Annotated in this window: 24 protein-coding genes; 4 read left to right on the top strand and 20 right to left on the bottom strand. The window is 57.6% G+C overall.

Annotated elements, in window-relative coordinates; translation table 11 throughout:
- Positions 1–74 precede the first annotated feature (74 nt).
- The 14 genes from DFR26_RS08930 to leuC all read right to left on the bottom strand — a co-directional run bounded on the left by DFR26_RS08930 (position 75) and on the right by leuC (position 14,679).
- A complete protein-coding gene (locus tag DFR26_RS08930) occupies positions 75–761 on the bottom strand; it encodes an SPOR domain-containing protein (protein ID WP_116208631.1) in 687 nt (228 codons plus the stop codon).
- A 3-nt stretch (positions 762–764) separates the two neighbouring features.
- Positions 765–2,036 carry a bifunctional tetrahydrofolate synthase/dihydrofolate synthase gene (gene folC / locus DFR26_RS08925; protein WP_116208630.1) on the bottom strand — a complete coding sequence of 424 codons (1,272 nt, stop codon included), beginning with the start codon at positions 2,034–2,036 and terminating at the stop codon, positions 765–767.
- 38 nt (positions 2,037–2,074) lie between these two features.
- Positions 2,075–2,941 carry an acetyl-CoA carboxylase, carboxyltransferase subunit beta gene (gene accD / locus DFR26_RS08920; protein WP_116208629.1) on the bottom strand — a complete coding sequence of 289 codons (867 nt, stop codon included), beginning with the start codon at positions 2,939–2,941 and terminating at the stop codon, positions 2,075–2,077.
- Between the two features lie 41 nt (positions 2,942–2,982).
- Positions 2,983–3,789, bottom strand: coding sequence for a tryptophan synthase subunit alpha (gene trpA / locus DFR26_RS08915; RefSeq protein ID WP_116208628.1), 807 nt, complete (start codon positions 3,787–3,789; stop codon positions 2,983–2,985).
- A 3-nt stretch (positions 3,790–3,792) separates the two neighbouring features.
- Complete coding sequence (trpB, locus tag DFR26_RS08910; protein ID WP_116208627.1) at positions 3,793–5,013, bottom strand: tryptophan synthase subunit beta; 1,221 nt, start codon at positions 5,011–5,013, stop codon at positions 3,793–3,795.
- Complete coding sequence (locus DFR26_RS08905) at positions 5,010–5,645, bottom strand: phosphoribosylanthranilate isomerase (RefSeq protein WP_425453363.1); 636 nt, start codon at positions 5,643–5,645, stop codon at positions 5,010–5,012. The genes trpB and DFR26_RS08905 overlap by 4 nt, the downstream gene beginning before the upstream one ends.
- 75 nt (positions 5,646–5,720) lie before the next feature.
- Positions 5,721–6,743, bottom strand: a complete 1,023-nt coding sequence (locus tag DFR26_RS08900; RefSeq protein ID WP_116208626.1) for a type IV pilus assembly protein FimV — start codon at positions 6,741–6,743, stop codon at positions 5,721–5,723.
- 117 nt (positions 6,744–6,860) lie between these two features.
- On the bottom strand, positions 6,861–7,664 hold the full coding sequence (truA, locus tag DFR26_RS08895; RefSeq protein WP_116208625.1) for a tRNA pseudouridine(38-40) synthase TruA: 804 nt from the start codon (positions 7,662–7,664) through the stop codon (positions 6,861–6,863).
- An 8-nt stretch (positions 7,665–7,672) separates the two neighbouring features.
- On the bottom strand, positions 7,673–9,277 hold the full coding sequence (locus DFR26_RS08890; protein ID WP_116208624.1) for a motility hub landmark protein FimV: 1,605 nt from the start codon (positions 9,275–9,277) through the stop codon (positions 7,673–7,675).
- A gap of 48 nt (positions 9,278–9,325) precedes the next feature.
- A complete protein-coding gene (locus DFR26_RS08885; RefSeq protein ID WP_116208623.1) occupies positions 9,326–10,297 on the bottom strand; it encodes an Asd/ArgC dimerization domain-containing protein in 972 nt (323 codons plus the stop codon).
- A 6-nt stretch (positions 10,298–10,303) separates the two neighbouring features.
- Positions 10,304–11,431, bottom strand: coding sequence for an aspartate-semialdehyde dehydrogenase (gene asd, locus DFR26_RS08880; protein WP_116208622.1), 1,128 nt, complete (start codon positions 11,429–11,431; stop codon positions 10,304–10,306).
- Positions 11,432–11,440: 9 nt separating this feature from the next.
- Positions 11,441–12,523, bottom strand: coding sequence for a 3-isopropylmalate dehydrogenase (leuB, locus tag DFR26_RS08875; RefSeq protein WP_116208932.1), 1,083 nt, complete (start codon positions 12,521–12,523; stop codon positions 11,441–11,443).
- A gap of 66 nt (positions 12,524–12,589) precedes the next feature.
- Positions 12,590–13,240, bottom strand: coding sequence for a 3-isopropylmalate dehydratase small subunit (leuD, locus tag DFR26_RS08870; RefSeq protein WP_116208621.1), 651 nt, complete (start codon positions 13,238–13,240; stop codon positions 12,590–12,592).
- A gap of 20 nt (positions 13,241–13,260) precedes the next feature.
- Positions 13,261–14,679, bottom strand: coding sequence for a 3-isopropylmalate dehydratase large subunit (leuC, locus tag DFR26_RS08865; RefSeq protein ID WP_116208620.1), 1,419 nt, complete (start codon positions 14,677–14,679; stop codon positions 13,261–13,263).
- A 95-nt stretch (positions 14,680–14,774) separates the two neighbouring features.
- On the opposite strand from leuC, the gene DFR26_RS08860 reads away from it, so the two are divergent.
- On the top strand, positions 14,775–15,686 hold the full coding sequence (locus DFR26_RS08860) for a LysR family transcriptional regulator (protein WP_116208619.1): 912 nt from the start codon (positions 14,775–14,777) through the stop codon (positions 15,684–15,686).
- The gene (locus DFR26_RS08855) at positions 15,683–16,609 is read left to right on the top strand and encodes an alpha/beta fold hydrolase (protein WP_116208618.1); all 927 of its coding nucleotides are present in this window, start codon (positions 15,683–15,685) and stop codon (positions 16,607–16,609) included. The genes DFR26_RS08860 and DFR26_RS08855 overlap by 4 nt, the downstream gene beginning before the upstream one ends.
- Positions 16,610–16,649: 40 nt before the next feature.
- Here DFR26_RS08855 and DFR26_RS08850 read toward each other — a convergent pair whose 3' ends face one another.
- The 6 genes from DFR26_RS08850 to DFR26_RS08825 form a co-directional block, all read right to left on the bottom strand.
- Positions 16,650–17,816, bottom strand: coding sequence for a fatty acid desaturase family protein (locus DFR26_RS08850; RefSeq protein ID WP_116208617.1), 1,167 nt, complete (start codon positions 17,814–17,816; stop codon positions 16,650–16,652).
- 10 nt (positions 17,817–17,826) lie between these two features.
- Positions 17,827–18,933: a ferredoxin reductase gene (locus DFR26_RS08845; RefSeq protein WP_116208616.1), complete on the bottom strand. Its 1,107-nt coding sequence runs from the start codon at positions 18,931–18,933 to the stop codon at positions 17,827–17,829.
- A 146-nt stretch (positions 18,934–19,079) separates the two neighbouring features.
- A complete protein-coding gene (locus DFR26_RS08840; protein WP_116208615.1) occupies positions 19,080–19,844 on the bottom strand; it encodes a hypothetical protein in 765 nt (254 codons plus the stop codon).
- Between the two features lie 9 nt (positions 19,845–19,853).
- Positions 19,854–20,912, bottom strand: a complete 1,059-nt coding sequence (locus DFR26_RS08835; RefSeq protein WP_116208614.1) for an SAM-dependent methyltransferase — start codon at positions 20,910–20,912, stop codon at positions 19,854–19,856.
- 69 nt (positions 20,913–20,981) lie between these two features.
- Positions 20,982–21,767 (bottom strand): DUF1295 domain-containing protein, encoded by a 786-nt coding sequence (locus DFR26_RS08830; RefSeq protein WP_116208613.1) that lies wholly within the window; start codon positions 21,765–21,767, stop codon positions 20,982–20,984.
- Complete coding sequence (locus DFR26_RS08825; protein WP_181899031.1) at positions 21,757–22,644, bottom strand: alpha/beta hydrolase; 888 nt, start codon at positions 22,642–22,644, stop codon at positions 21,757–21,759. The genes DFR26_RS08830 and DFR26_RS08825 overlap by 11 nt, the downstream gene beginning before the upstream one ends.
- Positions 22,645–22,713: 69 nt before the next feature.
- Here DFR26_RS08825 and DFR26_RS08820 point away from each other — a divergent pair, with 69 nt between their 5' ends.
- Both DFR26_RS08820 and DFR26_RS08815 read left to right on the top strand, forming a co-directional pair.
- Positions 22,714–23,760 carry an MBL fold metallo-hydrolase gene (locus DFR26_RS08820; protein WP_220375760.1) on the top strand — a complete coding sequence of 349 codons (1,047 nt, stop codon included), beginning with the start codon at positions 22,714–22,716 and terminating at the stop codon, positions 23,758–23,760.
- A 55-nt stretch (positions 23,761–23,815) separates the two neighbouring features.
- Entirely contained in the window at positions 23,816–24,664 is an 849-nt protein-coding gene (locus DFR26_RS08815; RefSeq protein WP_116208610.1) for a class I SAM-dependent methyltransferase, read from the top strand.
- Position 24,665: the final 1 nt, after the last annotated feature.

The following is a 24,665-nucleotide window of genomic DNA, read 5'->3' as shown; positions in this document are numbered from 1 at the left end:
CTCAAAAATCACAGACGAGAGGCAAAGGCCAGATGGCGCGCATCATATCAATTGCAACATGCGCCGTCATGGCCTTAGGGGCGGTAGGGAAGAATAAAACCGTTGAGTTTTAGTTCACTGTCATTGCGCAGACGCTCTTTCAGCGACTCGGCAATGGCGCGATCGAGCTCGGGACCCACACTGATCTTATAGGCGCCATTTATATTGGTGGCCGCCGCACGAAAGCCCCGTTCGCGTAGGCGTGCAACCAGGTCGTCAGCACTGGCTTTCGAGCTTAAGCTGGCGACTTGAACGACCCAAGCATCCGGCAAAGACTTAGCTTTCGGCTCTGGGGCTGGTTTGGCTTTCGGCTCCGGCACTGGTTTAGCTTTTGGCTCTGGAGCCGACTTGGTCACTGCTTTTGGCGCCGGCGCCGGCTCAGCCACTGGCTTGGCTTTTGGGGGCGGCGCTACCTCAGGCTCGGCTAAGCGAAAGCGCTCAGGCACTGCCTCAGTTGCCTCAGGAGCAGCACGAGTGGCGGGCTGCACTGGATAAAACGTCGGCTCGCCATGACTTTCCGCAATATCGGTCTCCAGTGTCGCGGCTTGATCTTGCAAAGCCGGCGCCAAATCGCCGGCTGTTGGCACCGTGGGCTTGGCTGGAATCTCAGGTGGCTGCAAGGCCGCAACGCCTGCGCCTTCGAGCACCATTGGTAGAAATAAGACGGCGGCAGCCACCAACACCACACCCCCTAAAACACGCTGCCCAATCACCCTATCCATACGCTACTCACTGAGTGCTAGCACGGCCGAAACCGTGTAAAACGAACCGAAAACCACGACACGATCGTCTGCTGTGGCGAGTTGTCGTGCCTGAGCAAGTGCCGCAATGACACTCTCGTGTGTCGACACAGCGGCCAACTGTTGAGTCTGTGCAACCGACGCGAGAGCCGCCGCTGTCTGACCTCGCGCGCCCGACAACGTCGCCAAACACCAGACATCAACGGCATCACGCGAGCACGCCATAACGCCGGCGGCATCTTTATCGGCGAGCATCGCTAACACCGCAATGGTGCGTCCCGGTGCGGCAAGCGGCGGCATGTGTTGCCAAAGAAACGCGGCGCCATGGGGATTATGCGCAACATCGAGCCACAATGCTGGCATGGATGTGCCCGGTATAGAGGCAGGCCATGGCAGTGATTGCATGCGCCCAGTAACTTGCACCGCGCGCAAACCTTCCGCGACTTCAGCCACACCAACGCGGCACGTCGAGACATGCGCCAACGCCTGCAATGCGGCAATGGCCGTGGCGGCATTGTCCAAGGCTACGCGCGGCAACGGCAAAATCCAGTCGCCGTATTGCCAAGCACCCTGCTCAGCTTTCACTAAAAAATCGTAATCCACGCCTTTACGCGATATCGCTGCACCGAGTGCTTGCGCGCGCTGCAACAGCTCGGCGTGCGGCTCACGCTCGCCTAGCACCACGGGACGCCCAGCGCGCATAATGCCTGCCTTCTCGCGGGCAATGCTGGCTAAATCATCACCCAACCAATCGGTGTGATCCAAGCCAATATTGGTAATCACAGCCACCGTCGGATCCACCAGATTGACGGCATCTAGGCGACCACCCAAGCCCACCTCCAGCACCACTAAATCTGGCGCTTGGCGTTGAAACCACCAAAGCGCCGCTAAGGTGGTGTGCTCAAAATACGTCAGTGACACATCACCACGAACAGCCTCAATGGCGTCGAGCGCGGCGACTAAATCGTGGTCTGAAATTAAGTGTTCATTGCAGCGAATGCGTTCGTGAAAATGCACCAGATGTGGCGATGTATAGCTGGCCACGCGCCATCCGACAGCCTGAGCGATCGCGACAATTGTGGCGACCGTTGAGCCTTTGCCATTGGTGCCGGCGACCGTGATGACGGGGCATGCAAACGTGGTCAAGGTGAGCCGATCAGCTACCTGACCAATGCGCGCCAAGCCCAGATCAATGGTGCTAGGATGGCGCTGCTCGAGGATGCTGAGCCAATCGTTGACGCACTGAGCGCTGGTCATGGCGAGCTCATCGCTCTGGCTGCTGGTGCGAGATATGCTCACACCGGAAAGTGCACGAACTTTGCTAACAACCGAAACAGACTGTCGCGCATTTCGTGGCGATGGATAATGACATCGACGGTGCCGTGCTCAAGCAAAAACTCGGAGCGCTGAAAGCCCTCTGGCAGTTTTTGGCGAACAGTTTGCTCGATCACACGCGGGCCAGCGAAGCCAATTAACGCATTGGGCTCAGCGGCATTGATGTCGCCAAGCATGGCCAAGCTGGCCGACACACCACCATAAACCGGGTCAGTGAGCACCGAAATATACGGCACGCCGGAAGCTTTCATGCGCTCAAGCGCGGCTGACGTACGCGCCATTTGCATCAATGAAAATAGGGCTTCTTGCATGCGCGCACCGCCAGATGCGGCAAAGCAAATCAGCGGCATATTGTGCTTTAGGCAATACTCAGCGGCCAACACAAAGCGCGAGCCGACCACTGAGCCCATGGAGCCGCCCATAAAATCGAATTCAAAGGCCACCACCACCACAGGCAGCTCGTTGATACTGCCTTTCATCACCACCAAAGCGTCTTTTTCGCCGGTGTTAGCTTGGGCATCGGCAAGCCGGTCGCTGTAGCGCTTGGAGTCTTTGAACTTCAAAATATCGACTGGCGATAGTGCCTCGCCTAGCTCTTCGCGGCCTTCTGCATCGAGCGTTAAGTTAATCCGCTCGCGCGCGCCAATGCGTAAATGGTGCTGGCACTTGGGGCACACATGCTGATTGCGCTCAACCTCTGCCTGATACAGCGCCGACTCACACTTCGGGCATTTTCGCCACAAGCCCTCAGGCACTGCCGCGCGACGCTCGCCCGACGCTTGCGCACCAACATTTGGCAAAATGCGCTCTAGCCAGCTCGAACTCATCTAAGACTCCTTGTAAGTCAGCGTAAACTGACTTGGCCTGTTTAGGCTTGATCAATAGCGGCACGCAGCGGCGCTAAAATAGCCGCTACCGCCGCTGGAATTTCTTCGGGCGCATGCGCTAAATCGCCCATGCACTGCACTAAGACTGAACCCACCACAACGCCATCAGCGACACGCGCCACGGCAGCCGCCGATTCAGCATCCTTGATACCAAAACCTACGCCAATCGGCAATTGCGTGAGACTACGCAATTGGGCGATACGCGCACTCACGGCCTCAACATTCAGCGCGGCTGAACCCGTGACGCCATTGAGTGACACATAATAGACATAGCCGCTAGCCGCCGCGGTAATGCGCGCCGCACGGGCCATGGTGGTGGTGGGCGCGAGCAAATAAATGGGGTCAATACCAACACGCGCGTACTCCGCCATCAGATCGTCGGCTTCTTCCGGCGGCATATCGACCGTTAATACGCCATCGATGCCGGCCGTTGCGCAGGCATCGGCAAAGGCGCCATAGCCCATCATCTCGACCGGGTTAAGATAGCCCATCAGCACAATCGGCGTGATGGCATCCTGGCGACGAAACTCGCTGACCATGGCCAGCACAGTACGCAATGACACGTGACGCGCTAAGGCGCGCTCATGGCCAAGTGTAATGGTCGGGCCATCGGCCATGGGGTCGGAAAATGGCACGCCGAGCTCAAGCACATTAGCGCCTGCCGCGACCATGGCATGCATGCAGGCCACGGTGATATCTGGCGTTGGATCGCCGGCAACAATATAAGGAATTAAGGCTTTTTTGCCCGAGGCTTTAAGTTCAGCAAAACACGCAGTCAAACGGCTCACGCATTAACCCTCTTGATCAATATTGGCGACGGTCATCAAGTCTTTGTCGCCGCGGCCAGACAAGTTAACGATGATGATTTGGTCGCTGCGCATAGTGGGCGCCAGCTTCTCCACATAGGCTAAGGCATGGCTAGTCTCTAGCGCCGGAATGATGCCTTCCGTGCGCGTTAGGCGATGAAAGCCGGCCAGCGCCTCGGTGTCATTAATGGTCACGTATTCGGCACGGCCAATATCTTTGAGCCAGCTATGCTCCGGACCCACGCCCGGGTAGTCCAAACCGGCCGACACCGAATGCGTCTCGATGATCTGACCGTCGTTATCGCTCATCAAGTAGGTGCGGTTGCCGTGCAGCACGCCCGGACGACCGGCGTTGAGTGGTGCAGAGTGCTGGCCATCGCCGGCACTGACGCCATGCCCCGCCGCTTCCACGCCGTAAATTTTCACCGACTCATCAGCCAAAAACGGGTGAAACAGGCCAATGGCATTGGAGCCGCCACCAACACAGGCCACCAAGGCATCGGGCAATTTGCCAGTCTGCTCTAAGCACTGGCGCCGCGCTTCCCGGCCAATAACCGACTGGAAATCGCGCACCATCATGGGGTATGGGTGCGGACCAGCCACCGTGCCAATGATGTAAAAGGTGTTATCGACGTTAGTCACCCAGTCGCGCATGGCTTCATTAAGCGCATCTTTTAATGTCTGCGAGCCCGAGGTGACCGGCACCACCGTGGCGCCAAGGAGTTTCATGCGATAGACATTAGGCGATTGGCGCTTAACATCTTCAGCGCCCATATAGACCACGCACTCCATGCCCAAACGCGCGGCAATGGTGGCGGTGGCAACGCCATGTTGACCCGCACCGGTCTCCGCAATGACACGCGTTTTGCCCGACAGCTTAGCCAGCAAAGCCTGGCCGATGGTGTTGTTAATTTTGTGCGCGCCGGTGTGGTTTAAGTCTTCGCGCTTGAGATAAATCTGCGCACCACCGAGCTCGCGACTCCAGCGTTCAGCATGGTACAGCGGCGATGGTCGGCCAACGTATTGCGCGAGATCGTGATCGAACTCCGCGAGAAAGTCTGGGTCGTTTTTCAGACGCGCATAAAGCTGGTCGAGGTCATCGAGTGCGGCCATGAGGGTTTCGGAAACAAAGCGCCCGCCATGTATACCAAAGCGCCCGCGGGCGTCTGGAAATTGGGCAAAATCTACCGGCTGCGGTGCATTCATGCTGATTGAACTCCTGCCATAAAGGCATTTAATTTGTCGGCACATTTGATGCCTTTCGCTGACTCTACGCCACCACTGACATCCACAGCATACGGCTTGGTGGCACGGATAGCATCGCCGACGTTAGCCGCGCTTAAGCCGCCTGCCAACACCACACGATTGGACAGTTCGTGCGGTACTTGCTGCCAGTCAAACACCAGCCCCGTGCCGCCATGCTGAGTGGGATGCCATGCATCGAGTAAAATAGCGGCAGCCGAGGGAAACTGCTGCATGCGAGCTGCCACATTGTCATTCGCTTGAACACGCAGCGCTTTGACATAAGGGCGTAGAAATTGTTGGCAAAATGCCTCTGATTCATCGCCGTGAAATTGCAGCAAACTTAACGGCGTAGCGGCGAGCGTGGCGTGCACGAATTCAGCGGAGGCATCGACAAATAAGCCCACGGTTGTCACAAATGGCGGTAATTGCGCAATGATGGCTGCCGCCTGCTCTGCGCTGACCGCGCGCGGACTCGGCGCATAAAACACAAAGCCCAAGGCATCAGCGCCAGCGGCGATGGCGTGCAGGGCATCTTCACGACGAGTAATGCCGCAGATTTTCACGCGAGTTCGATGAGATGCAGGCAGCGACACAAGAAATACCTAAGCTAAAATCTGCCAGCGAGTGTAACAAAGGCCATGCCTTGTGGCACGGCCTAAGCCTAGGTTTTAACGACGATTGCGGACTTTATCGATCAAGAAAAAGGCCAGCAAAATAAGCGCCACCACCAGTATCATAAAGCGCGCAAAAAGCTGATAGGGCTTCAACGTGCTGACCACCGGCTCCTCTATTACCGCCTCGCCAGTGACCATAGCTGCCGCCTCACCAGATAATTCAGCCGGCTCAGCAACCATCGCGGCGTCATCGGTCAGGCCTGTTTCGCTTTCAACTGGGGTGTCATCAGACATCGCAGGTGTTGTCTCATCTGCAGCGGCTGCTTCACTGGCGGCCGACTGGGCCCGAATCATGGCCTGCTGATCTAATGCGGCTAGGCGCGCCTCAAGGTCTGTGACCTGTGCTTTAGCCGCCTGCAACCCTTGCACCAATGCGGCACGCTCTTGCTCTGCGTCATCAGCCATATCGGCGCCAGTAGCGGCCATGTCAGCCAATGCACTGGGTGTTGCTTGCTGAGGTGCGGCCTGTGCCGAGGTAGCCGAACTCGACGCAACGCGCGCGACCGGGGCTGACGGGTCATATGATTTGGCACGTGGCGATGGCGCGACTTTCACGATTGCACGCGGCTTAGTTGGCACAGGCGCAACGGTACGCTCAGGCGCTGGCTGTTTCGCCGCAATCGGCTGTCCGCCCAATGTTGCACCGACCTGTTGCAAGCGCCCCTCACCGGGTGTGCGAATGTCCACTAGCAACGTCACCGGGTCATCTGTCACGGCGGCGGTTGAAGTGGCACGCGCCACCACACGGTAGTCAGGGAGTGTGATCATTTGGAATGTCACACTGTTGGCCCAATCCGGGCGCGTCAGGCCAAGGCGCGAATAATCCGCCTCGCTGGCCACACGCACTTGCACCTCACTGGCATAAGCCACTGATAAACCAGATAGCGCAATATCCATGCGTAATGGCTCATTGGGCGCGGACCATGCTGACATCTGTTCGACTGAAAAGGCCTGCGCAACGCTGCTAAAGCCGAGCGACGCTAATACCAAACAACTGATTTGTAGAAATTTGTGCACCGTGAAGCTCCCTTTTTATATGTCGCTAATTTGTGTGCAGTAAACGCGCAAAATGCCTGCATGCCAAGACTTGAGTGACAATTCTCACCATTTTCAGACGGATACGCTCAACAAATGCTACCGACAAGGCCATGCCGACAGCCAAGTCGGACCGAGACTATCGCGCGGTAATGCCTGAGCATAATGCGCGTCGACAAAATACAAGCCATCGGGTGGTGCTGTGATGCCGCCCATGCTGCGATTTTTGCTCGCCAACACGTCGGCGGCCCATGACGGCTCGGCATGGCCTTGGCCTATCGCAAACATGACGCCGACGATATTACGCACCATGTGATGCAAAAATCCATCGGCCTGAATGTCTAGGCGGATGAGCGGGCCGCGCTGCTCGATATCAATAAAATGCACATCGCGCACGGGGCGATTGGATTGGCAAGCCACGGCGCGATAAGCGCTGAAGTCGTGACGGCCGAGCAAGAGCTGAGCAGCCGCTTGCATCGGTGCAAGATCGAGCGTGTGGTAATGCCACGTCGCCCGACCTGCCAAATGACTGGAGCGCCGCGGGTGGTTGTAAATGATGTAGTGATAGCGCCGCGCTGTGGCATGAAAGCGCGCATGAAAATCATCATCAATGGGTGTCAGCCAGCGCAGCGTGATGCTTTCCGGCAAGCAGCTATTCACGCCCATGAGCCAGTTACGTTCGCTGCGATTAGCATCACTATCAAAGTGCGCGATCATGCCAGAGGCATGCACACCGGCATCGGTTCGTCCGGCGCCATGAATAATGACAGGATGGTTGGCCACTCGGCTAATCGCCGCCTCAAGCGTGGCTTGCACGCTTGGGACGCCGATTTGCTGCGTTTGCCAACCACGAAAAAAACGGCCATCGAATTCAACGCCGATGGCATAGCGCTGCGTAGTCAACGGAGCGACTAGCCGATACTGTTGAGCAGTTCTTGAGCGCGTACGCGTTGATCGCTCGAGCCGCCCTCCAGCACACGCTCTAATAGCTCGCGTGCGGCATTATCTTCATTCATGTCCAGATACGCCTGAGCCAGGTCTAAGCGCGTTTGAAAGGCTTCAGCATCGCTGTCGCTGAGGAAATCGTACTCCTCCTCTTCCGCAGGGGCTGCATCGTATTCGCCTAGCGCGGCGGCAGACGGCGCTAAATCAGCAAAGCTGTCATCAAATGTATGCTCAGCTGGCGGCTCAACAGCCACGGGCGCTTCGGGTGTTGCTTCGACTACCGGCTCTGTGCGGGCCGCTTCGTGATCGGCCACTTGACGCTGCGCACGTTGGCGCAACCAAACAACGAGAAGCACTAGCCATAATGCTGCTGCCAATAACCACCACAGCCAGGTATTGTCTGATGCTGTCGCAGGCTCATCAGCGGGCGTTGGGGCGGCCTCCTCTAGAGACGGCGTCTCGCCGCGATCAAACGCCGCGAGACGATCATCTAATACCGCCAAACGCTGATCAGCGGCAGCGCTTTCTTGCGTTAATGTGGCTAGGCGCTGGCGTAACTGATCGCGAGTCGCCAACGCATCAACACGTTCACGCTTGGCATCGGCGAGTGCAGTGGCAACATCCGCTCCGGTATCGGCCGTACCGGCAGCCTCACCCTCGCCTTGACCCGGTGCAATAAGTGTAAGGTTCGGCTCATCAACGGCTTCTGGCTCAGCGGTTTCAGGCGCAACAACCACGGGATTGCTGACGCGTTGTGCTTGTTTGAGCGCTTGACGATACCAGCGATTCGACTCCGCCTCAGTTGGTACATCAATGGTGGCCGGGTCTGGCAGCTGCAAACGCACATCGGCACGCAGCTGGTTGATGCTGCCATCGATAAACGCCTTAGGGTTGGCCTCACGAATGATTTGCTGACGCTGGAATAAACTCAGGTCTTGATCCCATTCGCTGGCAATTTGGCTCAGCGTGTCGCCGCGGCGTACAGAGATTGGGCCACTGCGGGTTTGCGCAGGTCGCTCAACAATGGGCACGGGAATATTAGCTGCTTGCGCTGGCTGAGTCGCAATGACATTGCCCGACTCCGCTGGCATCGGCTCTGGAGTCACTGGCTGCGTCGGTATCACGGTGGATTCTGCGATGCTAGGTACCGAGACAGCATCAGCCGTTGGGGTCTTGCTGGCATCTGCTAAATTAACCGCGACTTGTTGAAGTCGGACATTGCCCGGCCAACTTAGCTGTACCAGAAAGTTTTGCGCCGTCGCGGTTGGCAAAATGGGTGCTTGGCCGCGCACCACGAGTTGGCCGTTGTCGTCACGTTGCGTGGTGAAACGCATTTGATCAAGCCACACCGGACGCTGCATGCCTAAAAGGGCATGATCGGCGGCGGTCGCAGGCGTAATTTGAATAGCAGAGTCGCTAATGCCATCGGTGTCGATAACCGCAATATCGACCACTAAAGGCTCACCAATGGCCGATTGTGGGCGAATGTCACCAACGGAGACCGCCTGAGCCGGTGTCGTAAGTATCAGGCCGAAGGCCACAAAGGCGGCGTACTGCAAGCCGTGGCGCATGGAAAATCTCCTTGGTAATTCGCTACTTATAAACGCGATAATGCCGCCTTATGGCACATTCATCAAGACGTTAAGGACCGGCCGCACCAATCCCGCGCGGATGGGATCGGCAACGATCCACAGCGAACCTCGGCGATCCGCCAGATTTACGCGGGCAATGCTGACGCCGTCGTGATCGGCACCATCGGAGACTGGGCTGGGTAACTCACTGGCTTGAGCAGGCATGACTTGCGTATGCGCTAGGCTTGCCAAGCGTTCGCTTAGATCATTCGGCATAGTCGCAGAGCTGTGCCAGCGAAGCTGCACCATGGCGCCGAAAAACAGTGGCATGACGATCTGCTCAACCGTGACGGCCGCGGCTAAGTGACTCAACGCCTTTTCAATCCGACGCTCTCGGGCCGTACGGCCGCTGCTATCGCGTTGACCATCAGCCAAGAGCACATTGAAGGCGATTTGCTGCGGCCAAACACTGGGTTCAATGCCACGACCATTGAGCAGATTGCCGGTTTGCGCAGCGAGTTCTTTGACGCCGGCCTTGCCGCGCAAGGACACCGACGACAGCGCGGTGATGGCCAGCTCAGTTAGTGGTGCGTGTGCAGCCAGCACATCGAGCACGGGCTGGCAAAGCGCAGTGAGCGGGTCATCACAAACGATCAATAAATCGCTCGATGTAGCCTCGGTAAGCGCCACGGCACGCGGGTGCGCGCGCAAATGACCCGTGGCATCCCAGACGCGCACGCCGGCTTGCAAAAGCTCGGCAGCGAGTTCATCGGCAACATCGGCCGGCACCGCCAAGATGGCTTCGCTCAAGTCATCGAAGCGGTCGCTAGCGAGCTCTTCAACGACCTCCACAGCAATCGGCTTGTCGCGAAACACGCGCGTCTCTTCGCTGGAGGCAGCGCTGGCAAACAGACGCAAACGTCCAACGAACGCCGGTTGCGCCTCAAGGCCATCGAAAAAAGCGCGGCCAACCTCGCCCGTCACACCAAATAAACCAATCGACTGCGTGATAGCGGCCATTTGTGTTTAAGCTCCTGTCTGGGCGTTTTCACGCGCCAGCAAAATGCGCAACATACGGCGCAGCGGCTCTGCAGCACCCCACAATAATTGGTCGCCAATAACAAACGCCGAGATGTATTCCGGGCCCATATTGAGCTTGCGCACACGACCCACACCAATCGCTAGCGTGCCGGTAATCGCCGCTGGCGTGAGCTCAGCCACGGTGTCATCGCGGTCGTTGGGCACCCATTTCACCCAGTCATTACCACGACGGATGATCTGCTCGATTTCATCGAGTGGTAGGTCTTTTTTCAGCTTCAGCGTCAGCGCGAGGCTATGGCAACGCATGGCGCCGATACGCACGCAGAGACCGTCAACCGGCACGGTGGTGTCTGTGCCGAGAATTTTGTTGACCTCGGCCTGGCCCTTCCACTCTTCTTTGGTTTGGCCATTGTCGAGCTGCTTGTCGATCCACGGAATCAAACCACCGGCCAACGGCGCGCCAAAAAACTCGCGCGGCACATCGTTGCGAATGGTGTTGGATACTTTCCGGTCGATCGCCAAGATCGCTGAAGATGGCGTGTTGAGCTCCTCGGTCACGGCGTCATGAATCACGCCCATACCGCGCAATAACTCGCGCATGTGATTGGCACCGCCACCGGACGCGGCTTGATAAGTCATGGAAGTAACCCAGTCGACCAAGCCGGCTTTAAATAAACCACCCACACCCATCAGCAAGATGGAGTTGGTGCAATTACCGCCAATGAAATTTTTCACGCCGTTGTTAAGCGCCGTCTCAACCAGACCATCGTTGACTGGGTCGAGCACGATCACAGCATCGTCTTCCATGCGCAGCGTCGAGGCGGCGTCGATCCAATAACCAGCCCAACCAGCAGCACGCAGCTTCGGAAACACCTCGCTGGTGTAGTCGCCACCTTGGCAGCTAATGATGGTGTCCATGGCCGACAAGGCGTCAATGCTGTGAGCATCTTGCAGCACACCGGCGTCTTTATCACCGAAATGCGGGGCAATGCTGCCCGGGCTTGATGTGGTGAAATAAGTGGGATCGATGTGGTCGAAATCTTTTTCGGTGCTCATGCGCTGCATCAACACCGAGCCCACCATGCCGCGCCAGCCAACTAAACCTACTTTCATGTTCGTCTCCTAAATAGTGAGTAAGGACGCCACCACGGCATCGCCCATGGCTTGCGTGCCGACACGGGTGGTGCCTTCGCTGAAAATATCGGCCGTGCGCAAGCCTTGATCGAGTACACGACCCACCGCCGCTTCAATGGCTTCAGCGGCCTGCGGTGCCTGCAGGCTATAACGCAGCATCATCGCGACCGACAAAATCGTTGCCAGCGGATTGGCAATGCCCTGCCCAGCAATATCCGGTGCGCTGCCGTGGCACGGCTCATACATACCCTTTTGCTGCTGATCGAGCGAGGCCGATGGCAACATGCCAATCGAGCCGGTAAGCATGGCGGCTTGGTCAGAAAGAATGTCGCCAAACAAATTGCCAGTGACAATAACGTCGAACTGTTTTGGCGCGCGCACCAGCTGCATGGCGGCGTTATCGACATACATATGCGACAGCGACACATCAGGGTACTCGGCGGCGACCTCAGTGACCACCTGCTTCCACAGCTCGGTGACCTCTAGCACATTGGCTTTATCGACCGAGAGCAGGCGCTTGTTACGTTTTTGCGCGAGCTGAAAGGCCACATGGGCAATGCGGCGAATCTCCGACTCGCTATAAATGTCGGTGTTAAAGCCTTGACGCTCGCCATTCTCAAGCGTGCGAATGCCGCGTGGCTGGCCGAAATAAATACCGCCAGTAAGCTCACGCACAATCAGCAAATCCAGACCCGAGACAATCTCAGGCTTGAGCGATGAGGCCGCGGCCAACTGCGGATACAGCAAGGCGGGCCGCAAATTGGCAAATAAATTCAGCTCGGCGCGAATCCTCAGCAAGCCGCGCTCGGGACGAATCGAACGCTCAATGGCATCCCATTTTGGCCCGCCAACGGCACCTAGCAAAATCGCATCGGCTTGGCGCGCGGCATCGAGCGTGACATCGGGCAGCGGCACACCGTGCGCATCGATGGCGGCGCCGCCGAGCAATTCATGATGCCAGCTTAAATTCAGCGCAAACTGCGTATTGACCTGCGCGAGGACTTTTTCCGCCTCGGCGATGATTTCTGGGCCAATTCCGTCGCCGGCAAGTAGCACAATGTGTTGACTCATGATGCGTGATTCCTCTGTGGTGAGCCGGCCCTTCAAAGCCGACTCAAAATAGTCGCTAACCGGCGCTCAGCGAGCCAGCGCGTTAAATACCCAGGGCCGCGCGACCTGCGCTTTAGCCTCAAAGGCCTTGATGGCCTCCGCGTCTTGCAAGGTCAGGCCAATATCATCGAGGCCATTAAGCAGGCAATGCTTACGGAAAGCATCGACCTCAAAACCAAAGGCCTCACCGCTAGGCGTGCGCACCTGCTGGGCGGCTAAATCGACCGTTAAGGCATAGCCCTCAGTGGCGTGGCACTCGCTAAATAACTGATCGACTTGCGCCTCAGTGAGCACCACCGGCAATAAGCCATTTTTGAAGCAGTTATTGTAGAAAATATCGGCAAAACTCGAGGAAATCACCGCGCGAAAACCGTATTCGTCGAGCGCCCACGGGGCATGCTCACGCGAGCTGCCGCAGCCGAAATTCTGCCGTGCCAACAACACTTGCGCGCCTTGGTAGCGCGGCAAGTTCAACACGAAATCCGTATTAATGGGGCGCGTGCTGCAATCTTGACCAGGATAGCCTTCATCTAAATAGCGCCATTCATCGAACAAATTCACGCCAAAGCCGGTGCGCTTAATCGACTTCAAAAATTGCTTAGGGATAATCTGATCGGTATCGACATTGGCGCGGTCTAAGGGCGCCACCAAGCCGGTCATTTCAGTAAATTGTTGCATGCGAAAGCTCCTGGGGCCGATTAAAACGAACGGACATCGACAAAATGACCGGCAATCGCCGCAGCGGCCGCCATGGCGGGGCTGACCAAATGCGTGCGTCCGCCATTACCTTGGCGACCTTCAAAGTTACGATTTGAGGTCGATGCACAATGCTCGCCGCTGCCGAGCTTGTCGGCGTTCATCGCCAAGCACATGGAACAGCCGGGCTCACGCCATTCAAAACCGGCATCGATAAAAATCGTGTGCAGGCCTTCGCTTTCGGCTTGCTGCTTGACCAAGCCAGAACCGGGCACCACCAAAGCTTGCTTGATGCTGCTCGCGACTTGACGACCTTTCGCCACCACGGCGGCGGCACGCAAATCTTCGATGCGAGAATTCGTGCACGAGCCAATAAACACGCGATCTAACTGAATATCAGTGATCGCCTGACCAGCGCGCAAGCCCATGTATTCATACGCGCGCTCAAACGAACTGCGCTGCACGGCATCGACCGCATCGGCCGGTGTCGGCACGCTGGCAGTAATTGGCACGACCATTTCAGGGCTAGTGCCCCAACTCACTTGCGGCGCAATCGCGGCACCATCCATGACCACGGTAGTGTCGAAGACGGCATCAGCGTCGGAATGCAAGGTCTGCCAATAGCTCACGGCATCGGCCCATTGCGCGCCCGTGGGGGCATAGGGGCGACCCTCAAAATAGGCGATGGTTTTGTCATCAGCGGCGACCATACCCACGCGTGCCCCGGCTTCAATGGCCATATTGCACACGGTCATACGGCCTTCCATGCTCATGTCGCGGAAGACTTGGCCACCAAATTCAATGGCATGGCCATTGCCGCCGGCGGTGCCGATTTTCGCTATGATGGCCAACACCACATCTTTCGCCGTCACGCCCTCGCCCAGCACGCCATCGACACGCACGAGCATGTTTTTGCTCTTTTTCTGAATCAAGCACTGCGTGGCCAAGACGTGCTCGACCTCGGAGGTGCCAATGCCATGCGCCAAGCACGCAAAGGCACCATGCGTGGCGGTGTGCGAGTCGCCGCAAACCACGGTCATGCCCGGCAAGGTCAAGCCCTGCTCTGGCCCGACCACATGCACAATGCCTTGGCGAATATCATTGATGGTGAACTCGACGACGCCAAAATCGCGGCAGTTGTCATCTAAGGTTTGTACTTGGATGCGCGAGGTCGTATCGGCAATGGCAGCCACACCGCCGGCGCGCTCAACGCGCTCGGTCGGCACATTATGGTCGGGCGTAGCGACATTGGCATCTAAGCGCCAGGGCTTGCGGCCGGCCAACTTCAAGCCTTCAAAGGCCTGTGGCGAGGTGACTTCGTGCAAGAGTTGGCGGTCGATATAGATCAAGCTCGAGCCGTCGTTGCGGCGCATCACTTCGTGGTCATCCCACAATTTGTCGTATAAGGTTTTGCCGGCCATGATGCCCTCCTGTCTTAAGATGCGAACTTTAAGCTAGCGCATCGAATAAATCCAATTTATAGTTTTCATATAAGCCATAACGAATTGGAATACCTATGGACACCGCGCTCTGGCGTGCCTTTGTTGAAGTCGCACGTCATGCCTCATTTTCGCAAGCCGCGCAGGCACTGCACATCACACAGCCGGCAATTAGCAAGCGCATCAGCCAGCTCGAAGCGCAGCTAGACACACCGCTGTTTGATCGCGTTGGCCGGCATATTAGTCTGACCGAGACCGGCCTGGCGCTGCTGCCGCGTGCCAGCGATTGGCTGCATGAGCTCGATGATATGCAGCGCCACGCCCGCGATGTGGCGGCCAGCGCGCAGGCGCCATTGAGCGGCACCCTGCTGCTCGGCACCAGCCATCATATTGGTTTGCACCGGCTGCCGCCGAGCTTGCGGGCATTTAGTCACGCCCACCCCGCCGTGAAGCTCGATATTCGTTTTATTGATTCCGAACAGGCCTATGAGGCCGTGCGCAGCGGCGACTTGGAGCTGGGCATAGTCACGCTGCCGCCGGTGCCCGATGCACGCTTGCTGAGCGAGGTGATCTGGCCTGACCCTTTATGTGTAGTGGCGGCGGTGAATCATCCCTTGGCGTTGCAAGCCGCCAGCACAGGGGCCATTGCGGCAGCAGATTTGGCCTTGCACGAGGCCATTTTGCCGGCCAGCAATACCTTTACGCGGCAAATCACCGAGGCTATGTTGGCGCGCGAAGGCTTGCAGCTGCAGGTGAGTTTAGAGACAAACTATTTGGAGACCCTGAAAATGATGGTGTCTATTGGCCTGGGCTGGAGCGTGCTGCCAGCAAATTTATGCGATGACGACGTGGTGGCAATTGCTGTTAATAACGTCGCGCTGTCGCGCGATTTAGGCGTGGTCTATCACCCCAAACGCGCATTATCGCGGGCGGCGCGCGCCATGTTGGATTTGCTGCGTGAACAGTCTGCAATGGGTGCATCGACATGAGTCAATCGATCAGTTTTGCCAAACACACGCGTTTCTTAACTCGCGATGGTCTGACCTTACGCGCTGAACACTGGGGCGATGCCGACGCACCGTTGGTGGTTTTAGTGCATGGCTTTCCTGACACGCCACAGAGCTGGTTTGGCGTTGCTGATCGGCTGGTTGCGGCAGGATATCAAGTGCTCATGCCTTGGCTGCGCGGCTACACAGCGGCCAGTGCCATGCGCTCGGGCAGCTATGATTTACTGAGTTGCGCTAAGGATTTAAACGCCTGGTGTGACGCACTCGGTCAGCGCCACGCGCATCTAGTCGGGCATGATTGGGGCGCGGTACTGGCGCAACTCGCGGCGCATCAACGTGGCGACCCATCGGTTCAGTGGCTGAGCATCAGCCTACTGGCGATCCCTGCTTTTTACCCGCTGCTGAACAGCCTAAATGCTCTACCGAGCGTGCCCAAACAGCTCAAGCTCTCGTCGTATATGGCGCATTTGCAGTCAGCACACGCGTGGCGATGGGTCAGTGCCCGTCATGCTGCTTGGGTCGAAAAAACCTGGCGGCGGTGGTCGCCAAGCTGGGCTTTTAGCCGTGATGACATCGCATCGGCGCGCACCGTGTTTAGCCAGCCTGACATGGCGTGGGCCGCCACGCGCTATTATCGCGCGCTATTTACGCCGTGGCAGGCCAACACGCGACAGGCTTACGCGCTGATGAGCCGCGCCATTACGCAGCCGCTCTTATTGCTCGCTGGGCGCGATGATGGCTGTATGCACGCCGACTTTCATCAGCGCTTAGCCCGCGGCTTGGGCACCAATGCCACGAGCATCATGCTCGACGGCCTTGGGCATTTTTTGCAGGCAGAAAGTCCGCGCATAGTGGCTGATGAAATTCTGGCGTTTATTCGCGCAGTCGATGGCCTGTCAAGCTAATACCGTATCGGCACACATCGTTTGCGACACCAATACCGCGCTAGGCGGCAGCCGTTTTACCACCGCCTGGAAACGCTAATCGCCATATCTTCCACGTGGTAGTGCCGTACTGGCGCCAAAACGAGGCGCTATTGTATGGCAAGCCATAACGCTGCGTGAGGGCCTGAATGCGCAGCGCCACCTCCGGGTAGCGATTGCTCGGCATATCGGGAAATAAATGGTGCTCAATCTGAAAGCTCAGGTGCCCGGAAAGGATATTAAACAGCGTGCCGCCGCGGATATTGCACGAACCCATGAGCTGGCGCACATACCATTGCGCACGCGTCTCACCAACAATGTCTTGCGGGCGAAAATGCGCGACACCATCAGGAAAATGACCGCAAAAAATGATGATATTGGTCCACACATTGCGCAACGTGCTGGCCGCCATATTGGCGAGAAAAATCAGGCCAAAGGCGCTTGAAGCGGCCGCTAAACTATCGACCTTCAACAGCCAACCAGCGATAGCCGCAAGCGCTGCCGCAAACAGCGGCCAAGCAAAATAATCTTTGCGCAACTGCCGGTAGGCTTTGCGCAAAAAGCGCTGAAATAGCACCTTGCGTGGGCCGGCATTGGTTTTATCGGCCCAAATAATATCGTTGAGACCCACGCCCCATTGGAAAAATAGCGCCAAGATAATATTGCTAATCGGCTGCGATAAATACTTCGGCTTCCAGCGCTGCTCAGGTGTTACGCGCATTAGGCCGTAGCCCACATCGGGGTCTTTGCCGATGACATTGGTCCAGGTGTGATGCACGACATTGTGCGAGTGAATCCACTGATCCGACGGCCCGACGTTATCCCATTCCCAGGTATTGGATTGGATGGCCGGATCTTTCATCCAATCCCATTGCGCGTGCATGACGTTGTGGCCGATCTCCATATTTTCCAAAATCTTCGCTAGGCCCAGCAGCAGCGCGCCCAACCCCAAGCCCGCCAGCAAGGGCGTCCAGCCGCTGTGCGGCATGCCCAATGCGGGCAAAAACCACAAACTAAAAAGCATCAGGTAGCGCCCGCCCAGAGACATCAGGCGTTCGGCGCGAATAAGCCGCGTAATGTATGCCCGATCGCGCGCACCACGACTAGCAAACACCTCATCGCGAATGGCATCGACCTCGCGGCCAAACTCCTCGATTTGCTCAGCACTTAAGTGCGTGGGAAGGCTCATGGTCTTACTCCTATTGGTCCAGTTCGCAGTCGCCAGCGGTGGCGCAAACACAGGTTTGCACAACACTGCCAACATCACTAATGAGTTTGCCAGTGCGCAAATCGCGCACGGCGCCGCCAAGCAGCGTGGTATTGCAGGTATGGCAAATGCCCATGCGGCAGCCATGCGGCGGATTCAGACCAGCCTCCTCGGCCACTCGCAACAGCGGCATATCATGGCTGGCATCGATGTCGGTGGCGCTGCGGCGAAAGCGCACGCGGCCACCCACGGCATCGGCCGGGATGGCTGCGAAGTCGGCTAAAAAGCGCTCAATATGCAAGTATTGGCTACGCCCGGCGTTGTCGAAATGCTGCTCAAGGGCGGCCATCAAGCCCGGCGGACCACAGGCGTAGACATCACGCGTACGCCAATCGGGGCAAAGCTCGTCGATCTGCTCGGCATTAAAATAGCCCTTACTCTGCTTCAGCTCGCCATAACTGTGCGTATGAATTTCATGCAGCGTATAGCGCGATTGCGTGCGGGCCATGGCACGCAGCTCGGCGGCAAAAATCACATCGAGCTCATGCGGCGCGTAATGCATGTGCACGGTATCGGGCAGGCGATCACGCGCGATCAAGCTTCGCAACATGCTCATCGCCGGCGTAATACCACTGCCCGCGGTAATAAACAGTGGCAGCACCGGCTGCGCATCGGGCAGAAAAAAATCGCCCTGCGGCAAGCCAATGGGCAAGTAATCGCCGACTTTGATATTGCGCACAATATGCGGTGAAATTTTACCATCGCTAATAGCCTTCACGGTGATGGTAAAGGCGTCGTCGTTGCGCTCCGGCGCCGATGAAATGGTGTAGGTGCGCGTGAAGTGCTCGCCATCGATGGGAATGCCTACGCGCACATGCTGACCGGCGCGATGGCTGCGCCAATTTAAACCCGGCTTCAGCGTTAGCGTGCGCGCATCTTTGGTCTCATCCCACACCTTAATGACCCGCGCTTGCAACTTGCTTGTAGACCACAGCGGGTTCACCAGCTCGACATAATGCGAGGTGCGCAACGGGAATGCGAAGGAGTCGATGGCGCGCATCAGTTGCGAGGTGAGCGTGGGCTTCGGCGCAGATGGCATAGTGTGGCTCTCCTTTGCTCAGCTCACGACACATTCGCAGGCCAAGACAAAAGAGAGTAGCGCGCGATGCCGGCGCCGCGCACTCAACATCCGCGAGTTTTCAGCGCTTTCCGATAAGAGGCAGCCTGATTGCGCATAAACAGCGGTTATAGCGCTGGCGGCAACTTCACTGGCACACCATCAGGCTTGATACGGTAATCAATACGCACATTAAACGGCTTGCCAGTGTTGCGATCGAGAATGTTGGAAATACCCTCGTAACGCAGCAATGACTTGCTGTCTAGGCCATAAATAACATCGAGCGGATCGACCAAAAAGCGCAGCAAGGAGTCGGGCTCAATGCGCACGCGAATCGCCTTTTCGCCGGCGAAATCGAGCGTGCCTTTAGGGATGGCTTTGAAGCGATAATAGTCGCGCCGACCAATCACCACCAAGCTCAAATCGACACGCTTGCCCGCCTTAAAATTGCCCAGATTATCGACCAACAACGCGTTGAAGCCCGAGTCGGCGGCGAGGTTTTTACGACGCGCAATACGCTCGGTTTTGACGTCGTCATCGCGCTTGGTCTCGACCGTGATGGCCTTCGCATCGATTTTTGTCACGGCATCTTGGTAGCGCCCGCCACCCAGCGTGAAACGCACCATGGGAATATACGGATCTTGGCTAAAGTCCAAGGTCTTATCGCCCATATAGCGGCCATCAGGGGCATAAAATTTCATCACGCCCGATAACCAGCGATCACCATCAAACTGATGCTTATGCACCTCGGTGTAGCGGTATTCGCCGGTTTCTAAATCGGTGGCATAGCCGTAATAAGTGCGCGTCTCGGCCTGCGTCAGCGGCGCAAACAGCGTAGCAACTAACAGCCCGGTGACGGCTAGCGCACGTATCATTAGTGGTCGATGCGGCATGAAAAACTCCTAGCGCTTGCTAAATAAATAGTGACCCACACCCCATTCGCGACCTTGCTCGTAGCCAAACAGCTCCGCCACGGCCAGATAAAACATGCGCCAGCGTTGAAACCAAATCGCCGCTTGATCGGCGCCGTAAGTTTCCACCAACAGCGGCATCAAGGTGGCGCGCTGCGCATCCATGCCGGCCAACCAATGGTTCGAGGTTTTCTCATAATGACGACCGTCGACCCACCATTGCGTGTCGAGCGTGAGGTCATCTTGAAAGTTCGCGAACAGCGTTTCACTGGGCATGATGCCGCCAGTGAAAAAGTAGCGTGTCATCCAGTCATCGGCCTCTTTGTCTTCAAAGAAATAGGCCAAATGACGGTGCGCAAAAATATGCACAAAGAGCTTGCCGTCGGCCTCTAGCCAACGCGAAATTTTCGCTAACAGCAGGCCGTAATTGCGCATGTGCTCGAACATTTCGATGGACATCACGCGGTCAAAACCGGGTTCCAACATCGCACCGGCGTTGGAAGTCGCGGGAAAATCAAAATCGACGATATTGCCGGTCAGAATGGTCAAATTAGTGATGCCGCGCTCACGCGCCTGGCCTTCAATAAATTCGCGCTGACCGTTGGAGTTCGACAGCCCCACGATGGTCGAGTTCGGGTAGCGCTTCGCCAGCCACAACGACAGCGAGCCCCAGCCGCAGCCCAAGTCTAAAATACGCATGCCATCGGTGAGGCCGGCGCGCTCAGCGTAGAGGGCGAGCATCAGCTCCTCGGCCTCGGCCAGCGTTTCATTGCCGGTGGGATACAAGCAGCAGGAGTACTTTAAGCACGGGCCTAAATGGCGATGGAAAAACGCCGCTGGCACTTCGTAGTGCTGCTCATTGGCGGCTTGCGTTTCAATGGCAATGGGACTTTGGCGCAGGTCATCGAGCAAGGCTTGGCGGCGTATGCTGGCCATTTCGCTATCGAAAGCGCCCTCGTCGACTAAGCGTTTGTGCATCAATTTGCGCATGCCATAACGCGTTAAGCCATCGGGAATTAAGCCACGTTCACACAGGTCAATCACATCCATTACCGCTCTCTCTTGTTGTTCATCTAATAACGTCGGCTCCGTGAAGCCGACTCTGGGTAAAAATTATCGTTAGCCGCGCTTCGGTGGCCATGGAATTAACGCACTGGTGGTCGCCATGTAATCGGCATAGCCCGGGCGCGACTTTGCCGCTTGCGCCTCGGTCAACGGTAGGCCCGACATGCGCGTCAGCAGCCACGCCATAATCAGCGCTGGCAACACGCTCAAGCCCCACCACGGCCCGCCAAACGCCAGCGGCACATAGGCCAACCAGTGCAAGCATTCAAAAAAATAATTCGGATGGCGCGAGTAATACCACAAGCCTTGCTGGCAGACTTGACCTTTATTGGCCGGGTTATTACGAAAGGCATTGAGCTGCTGATCGGCAATATGCTCGCCAATCACGGATACCAGCCAAATCACCACGGCGAGCACAATGGCAAACGTCGACACCGGCGTTTCGCGCACAGCGACCACCCAAAAACCCACAGATAACAGCAAGGCCATCAGCACTTGAAATTGGAAAAACCAATACATATTCCACGCGGCGCTATCGCCCCAGGATTCGCGAAAACGCGCATAGCGACCATCTTCGGGCTGGCCGTGATTGCGTTGCCATAAATAGCAGCCCAAACGCAGGCCCCAGAGCAGCGCCAGCACGCCCATCACGCCTCGGCTCAGCCAGTCGCCTTGGCCCAAGAGTGCATAAATGGCACCGGTGGCGCCTAGGCTCCATGGCCACACGGCATCGACAATGCCGGCATTTTGGGTGCGCAGCTGCACCGCCCAGGTAATCGAAAAGGCGATGACCATGAGCACCGTGGCGACTAGCACCGGCAGGAGTTCATCAGTCAGCATGGGAGGTCTCCACGGGAGGCGTTAATGGCGGCGCGGCGGCCTGAGCGGGCATGGGCGGCAGATAGCTCGCGAGAAAATCGGTGGCGGCACTGAAGCTGCCACCGGGCGCGACAGCAGTCAAAATATGGCCATAAAACCAGCGCGTATAAAGCGTGACAGGCACATCGACGGCGTCCAAAGCGGCTTTCAGTTTCTCGGCTTGCGAGTAGGCCACGAGGGTGTCGAGGCGGCCATGATAGAGAAAGTGCGGCGGCGTTTGTGCGTTGACTTGCGCCACTGGCGACGCCTCTGCCCAGAGCTTAGGCGCTTCATCGCGGGCTTGACCGAGCAGGTCTTTGACCATCGGTGACTTAGGCCACACGCGCAGCTCCGCCGGCGTGCCGCCGGCGATCACCGCGACAATCGGCAGCGCTTGCGGCTGCGTTGAGATCAGCGAGGCCAAATGCGCGCCCGCCGAATAGCCCCAAACCGCGATCTGCTCAGTGGCCAGACCATGCTCAGCGCCATGCGCTTTTAGCCAGCGGATGGCCTCGCTCATGTCATCGAGCTGTGCCGGAAAGCGTGCCTGCGGGGCGAGTCGATACGACGCCGCCAAGGCCGCATAGCCGCTGCGCTGCAAATGCTCGGCAATCTGTTTCACATAGCCGGCATCGCGGGTGCCGCTATTCCAGCCACCGCCGTGGATCAGCAGCACCGTGGGAAATGGCCCACGGCCATTGGGGCGATAGAGATCAGCGTCTAAGGCCGCCGGCCAGCTCGGCGAGCTAAAGCGCAAGGTCTCGGGCACGGGCAGCTCCTGGGCATAGGCCGTTAATGAAAAACCGCTGAATAAAATAGCGCTCACTAGCACACGTTGAATCAGACACAGCCATCGCATAATCGTTACACTCGCTGACATGGGTTTATCGGTAGCGCGCACGCGGGGCGCTTAGTTTAGGTTGGCATCATGACACGTAGAACGCTCGTTACCGTAGTTTTGCTTGCTTTGCTGTTGGGCTCGATGAGCGCTTGCAGCCCATCGCCACCGGATGCAGACAGCGGTTTTCAGAACAATTACCCCGGGCGTGAGCCACAATGGCAAGACCTTATTGGCTGGGCCTGGGAGAGGCTCACCGGGCCGGCCATTGTTCATAATGACGCCGCCGTGCCATGGCAGGCCATTGATCCCGAGCGCTTCAAGACAGCGGCCAATGGCCTGCGTGTGACCTGGCTAGGCCACGCCACGGTGCTGGTGGAAATGGCCGGCAAACGCCTACTCACCGATCCGTTTTTTTCCGAACGCGCCTCCCCGGTGCAATGGCTCGGCCCTACGCGCCATAAAGCCCTGCCGATCGCCGTGGCCGACCTGCCGCATATCGATGCCGTGCTGATTTCGCACAACCATCACGACCATTTAGACCCGGCCAGTCTGCTGGCGTTACAACACCAAGCCGGAGGCCCAGCAATTTTTTATGTGCCCGCCGGTGATGGCGCGTGGCTGCGTGAGTTGGGCCTGACGCAGGTGATTGAGATGCACTGGTGGCAAATCAAAGCGCTCGATGGTCTGCGCATTCATTTTGTGCCAGTGCAGCATTGGAGCCGACACTTTCTCAAGCGCGCGCGCAACGAGAGTCTGTGGGGCGGTTTTGTGCTGCAGAGCGCTGAGCAACAGCTGCTGTTTGCCGGCGACACCGGCTATTCCAAAGATTTTCGCGATATTCGCCAGCGCTTAGGCGCGATGGATGTGGCTTTGCTGCCCATTGGCGCCTACCTGCCGCGGCCATTAACGCAGCGCCAACACATCAGCCCCGATGAGGCAGTGACAATTGCTCATGATGTGGGGGCGCGCGTGAGCCTGCCGATTCATTGGGGCACGCTGGTGCTAAGCAATGAGCGCATCGAGCAGCCCGCCGAAGACTTAGCACTCGCACGCCAAGCGGCAAATCTGCCGGCTGCACGCTTTCCGGTCTGGGGCATTGGCGAGAGCGTGGTGATTTCGGATAAACCGCGCTAGCGCCCAGACGCGCTTGGCCTTAGGCTTTCGCCATTGAGAAGATTGGGGAGCACGCATGGCAGGCCACGACAACATCAGCCCAACGGCACATTACACCGGCTATGTCTGGGTCGCCCATGAGCTCTCGCACCCGTCATTTGCCACGCTCAAAGGTCAGGCGCTGTATGCCGCTTTGCGAGCGCCGCAATGGCTATCGGCACGCACCGGCGGGCCGACCATGGATGCCATCTTGTTGGCTCGCCATACGCTCATCGACTTACAGTTAGAGCGCGCCATCGCCAGTGGTGCCATTACGCAGGTCATTGAAATTGCTAGCGGTTTATCGCCGCGCGGCTGGCGCTTTGCGAGTCGCCACGGGGCCGCCATTGACTACATTGAAGCCGACCTGCCGGCCATGGCGCAGCGCAAACGCGATGTGCTGCAAAGCGCCGGCCTCGACAGCGCTAATCATCGCGTCGTCGATATCGACGCCTTTGCCGACGACGGCGCGCTCAGCCTAAATGCCTTGATGAGCTCGCTCGATCGGCGCAAAGGCACAGCCATTATTACCGAGGGTCTGCTCAATTACTTTCCCACCGAGTCGGTGATCGCGCTGTGGGGGCGTATCGCTCAGGCACTGTCGCGCATGCAGCGCGGCCTGTATTTATCGGATATTCATCTCGGGCATTTGGGCGACGATGTAGCCAGTAGAGCCTTTATTGCGATGCTCTCGCGCTTTGTCCGCAGTCAGGTGCATTTGCATTTCGATGGCGAGGTCAGCGCCGAGCAAGCACTCGAGCATTGTGGTTTTGGCAGCGCACATTTATTGCGCCCGCGTGATTTCGCTGAGCGCCTGCCCCATTGTCGCGCCAGTGGGGTTAACCGCGTGCGTGTTATTGCCGCGCGCAATGGGCGCTGGGACTAAG

This window comes from Paraperlucidibaca baekdonensis (assembly GCF_003387535.1).
Lineage (GTDB): Bacteria > Pseudomonadota > Gammaproteobacteria > Pseudomonadales > Moraxellaceae > Perlucidibaca > Perlucidibaca baekdonensis.
The sequence above is the reverse complement of the archived record's forward strand: the minus strand, read 5'-3'. Positions and strand labels throughout refer to the sequence as shown.

Coding starts and splice junctions, on each gene's coding strand:
- leuB (WP_116208932.1), bottom strand. CDS start 12,523: ATGAGTCAACACATTGTGCTACTTGCCGGCGACGGAATTGGCCCAGAA.
- DFR26_RS08855 (WP_116208618.1), top strand. CDS start 15,683: ATGAGTCAATCGATCAGTTTTGCCAAACACACGCGTTTCTTAACTCGC.
- DFR26_RS08830 (WP_116208613.1), bottom strand. CDS start 21,767: ATGCTGACTGATGAACTCCTGCCGGTGCTAGTCGCCACGGTGCTCATG.
- trpB (WP_116208627.1), bottom strand. CDS start 5,013: ATGAATGCACCGCAGCCGGTAGATTTTGCCCAATTTCCAGACGCCCGC.
- DFR26_RS08860 (WP_116208619.1), top strand. CDS start 14,775: ATGGACACCGCGCTCTGGCGTGCCTTTGTTGAAGTCGCACGTCATGCC.
- DFR26_RS08820 (WP_220375760.1), top strand. CDS start 22,714: ATGACACGTAGAACGCTCGTTACCGTAGTTTTGCTTGCTTTGCTGTTG.
- accD (WP_116208629.1), bottom strand. CDS start 2,941: ATGAGTTCGAGCTGGCTAGAGCGCATTTTGCCAAATGTTGGTGCGCAA.
- DFR26_RS08845 (WP_116208616.1), bottom strand. CDS start 18,933: ATGCCATCTGCGCCGAAGCCCACGCTCACCTCGCAACTGATGCGCGCC.
- DFR26_RS08850 (WP_116208617.1), bottom strand. CDS start 17,816: ATGAGCCTTCCCACGCACTTAAGTGCTGAGCAAATCGAGGAGTTTGGC.
- DFR26_RS08815 (WP_116208610.1), top strand. CDS start 23,816: ATGGCAGGCCACGACAACATCAGCCCAACGGCACATTACACCGGCTAT.
- DFR26_RS08885 (WP_116208623.1), bottom strand. CDS start 10,297: ATGGCCGCTATCACGCAGTCGATTGGTTTATTTGGTGTGACGGGCGAG.
- DFR26_RS08835 (WP_116208614.1), bottom strand. CDS start 20,912: ATGGATGTGATTGACCTGTGTGAACGTGGCTTAATTCCCGATGGCTTA.
- DFR26_RS08825 (WP_181899031.1), bottom strand. CDS start 22,644: ATGCGATGGCTGTGTCTGATTCAACGTGTGCTAGTGAGCGCTATTTTA.
- DFR26_RS08840 (WP_116208615.1), bottom strand. CDS start 19,844: ATGCCGCATCGACCACTAATGATACGTGCGCTAGCCGTCACCGGGCTG.
- asd (WP_116208622.1), bottom strand. CDS start 11,431: ATGAAAGTAGGTTTAGTTGGCTGGCGCGGCATGGTGGGCTCGGTGTTG.
- leuC (WP_116208620.1), bottom strand. CDS start 14,679: ATGGCCGGCAAAACCTTATACGACAAATTGTGGGATGACCACGAAGTG.
- folC (WP_116208630.1), bottom strand. CDS start 2,036: ATGACCAGCGCTCAGTGCGTCAACGATTGGCTCAGCATCCTCGAGCAG.
- DFR26_RS08930 (WP_116208631.1), bottom strand. CDS start 761: ATGGATAGGGTGATTGGGCAGCGTGTTTTAGGGGGTGTGGTGTTGGTG.
- leuD (WP_116208621.1), bottom strand. CDS start 13,240: ATGCAACAATTTACTGAAATGACCGGCTTGGTGGCGCCCTTAGACCGC.
- DFR26_RS08890 (WP_116208624.1), bottom strand. CDS start 9,277: ATGCGCCACGGCTTGCAGTACGCCGCCTTTGTGGCCTTCGGCCTGATA.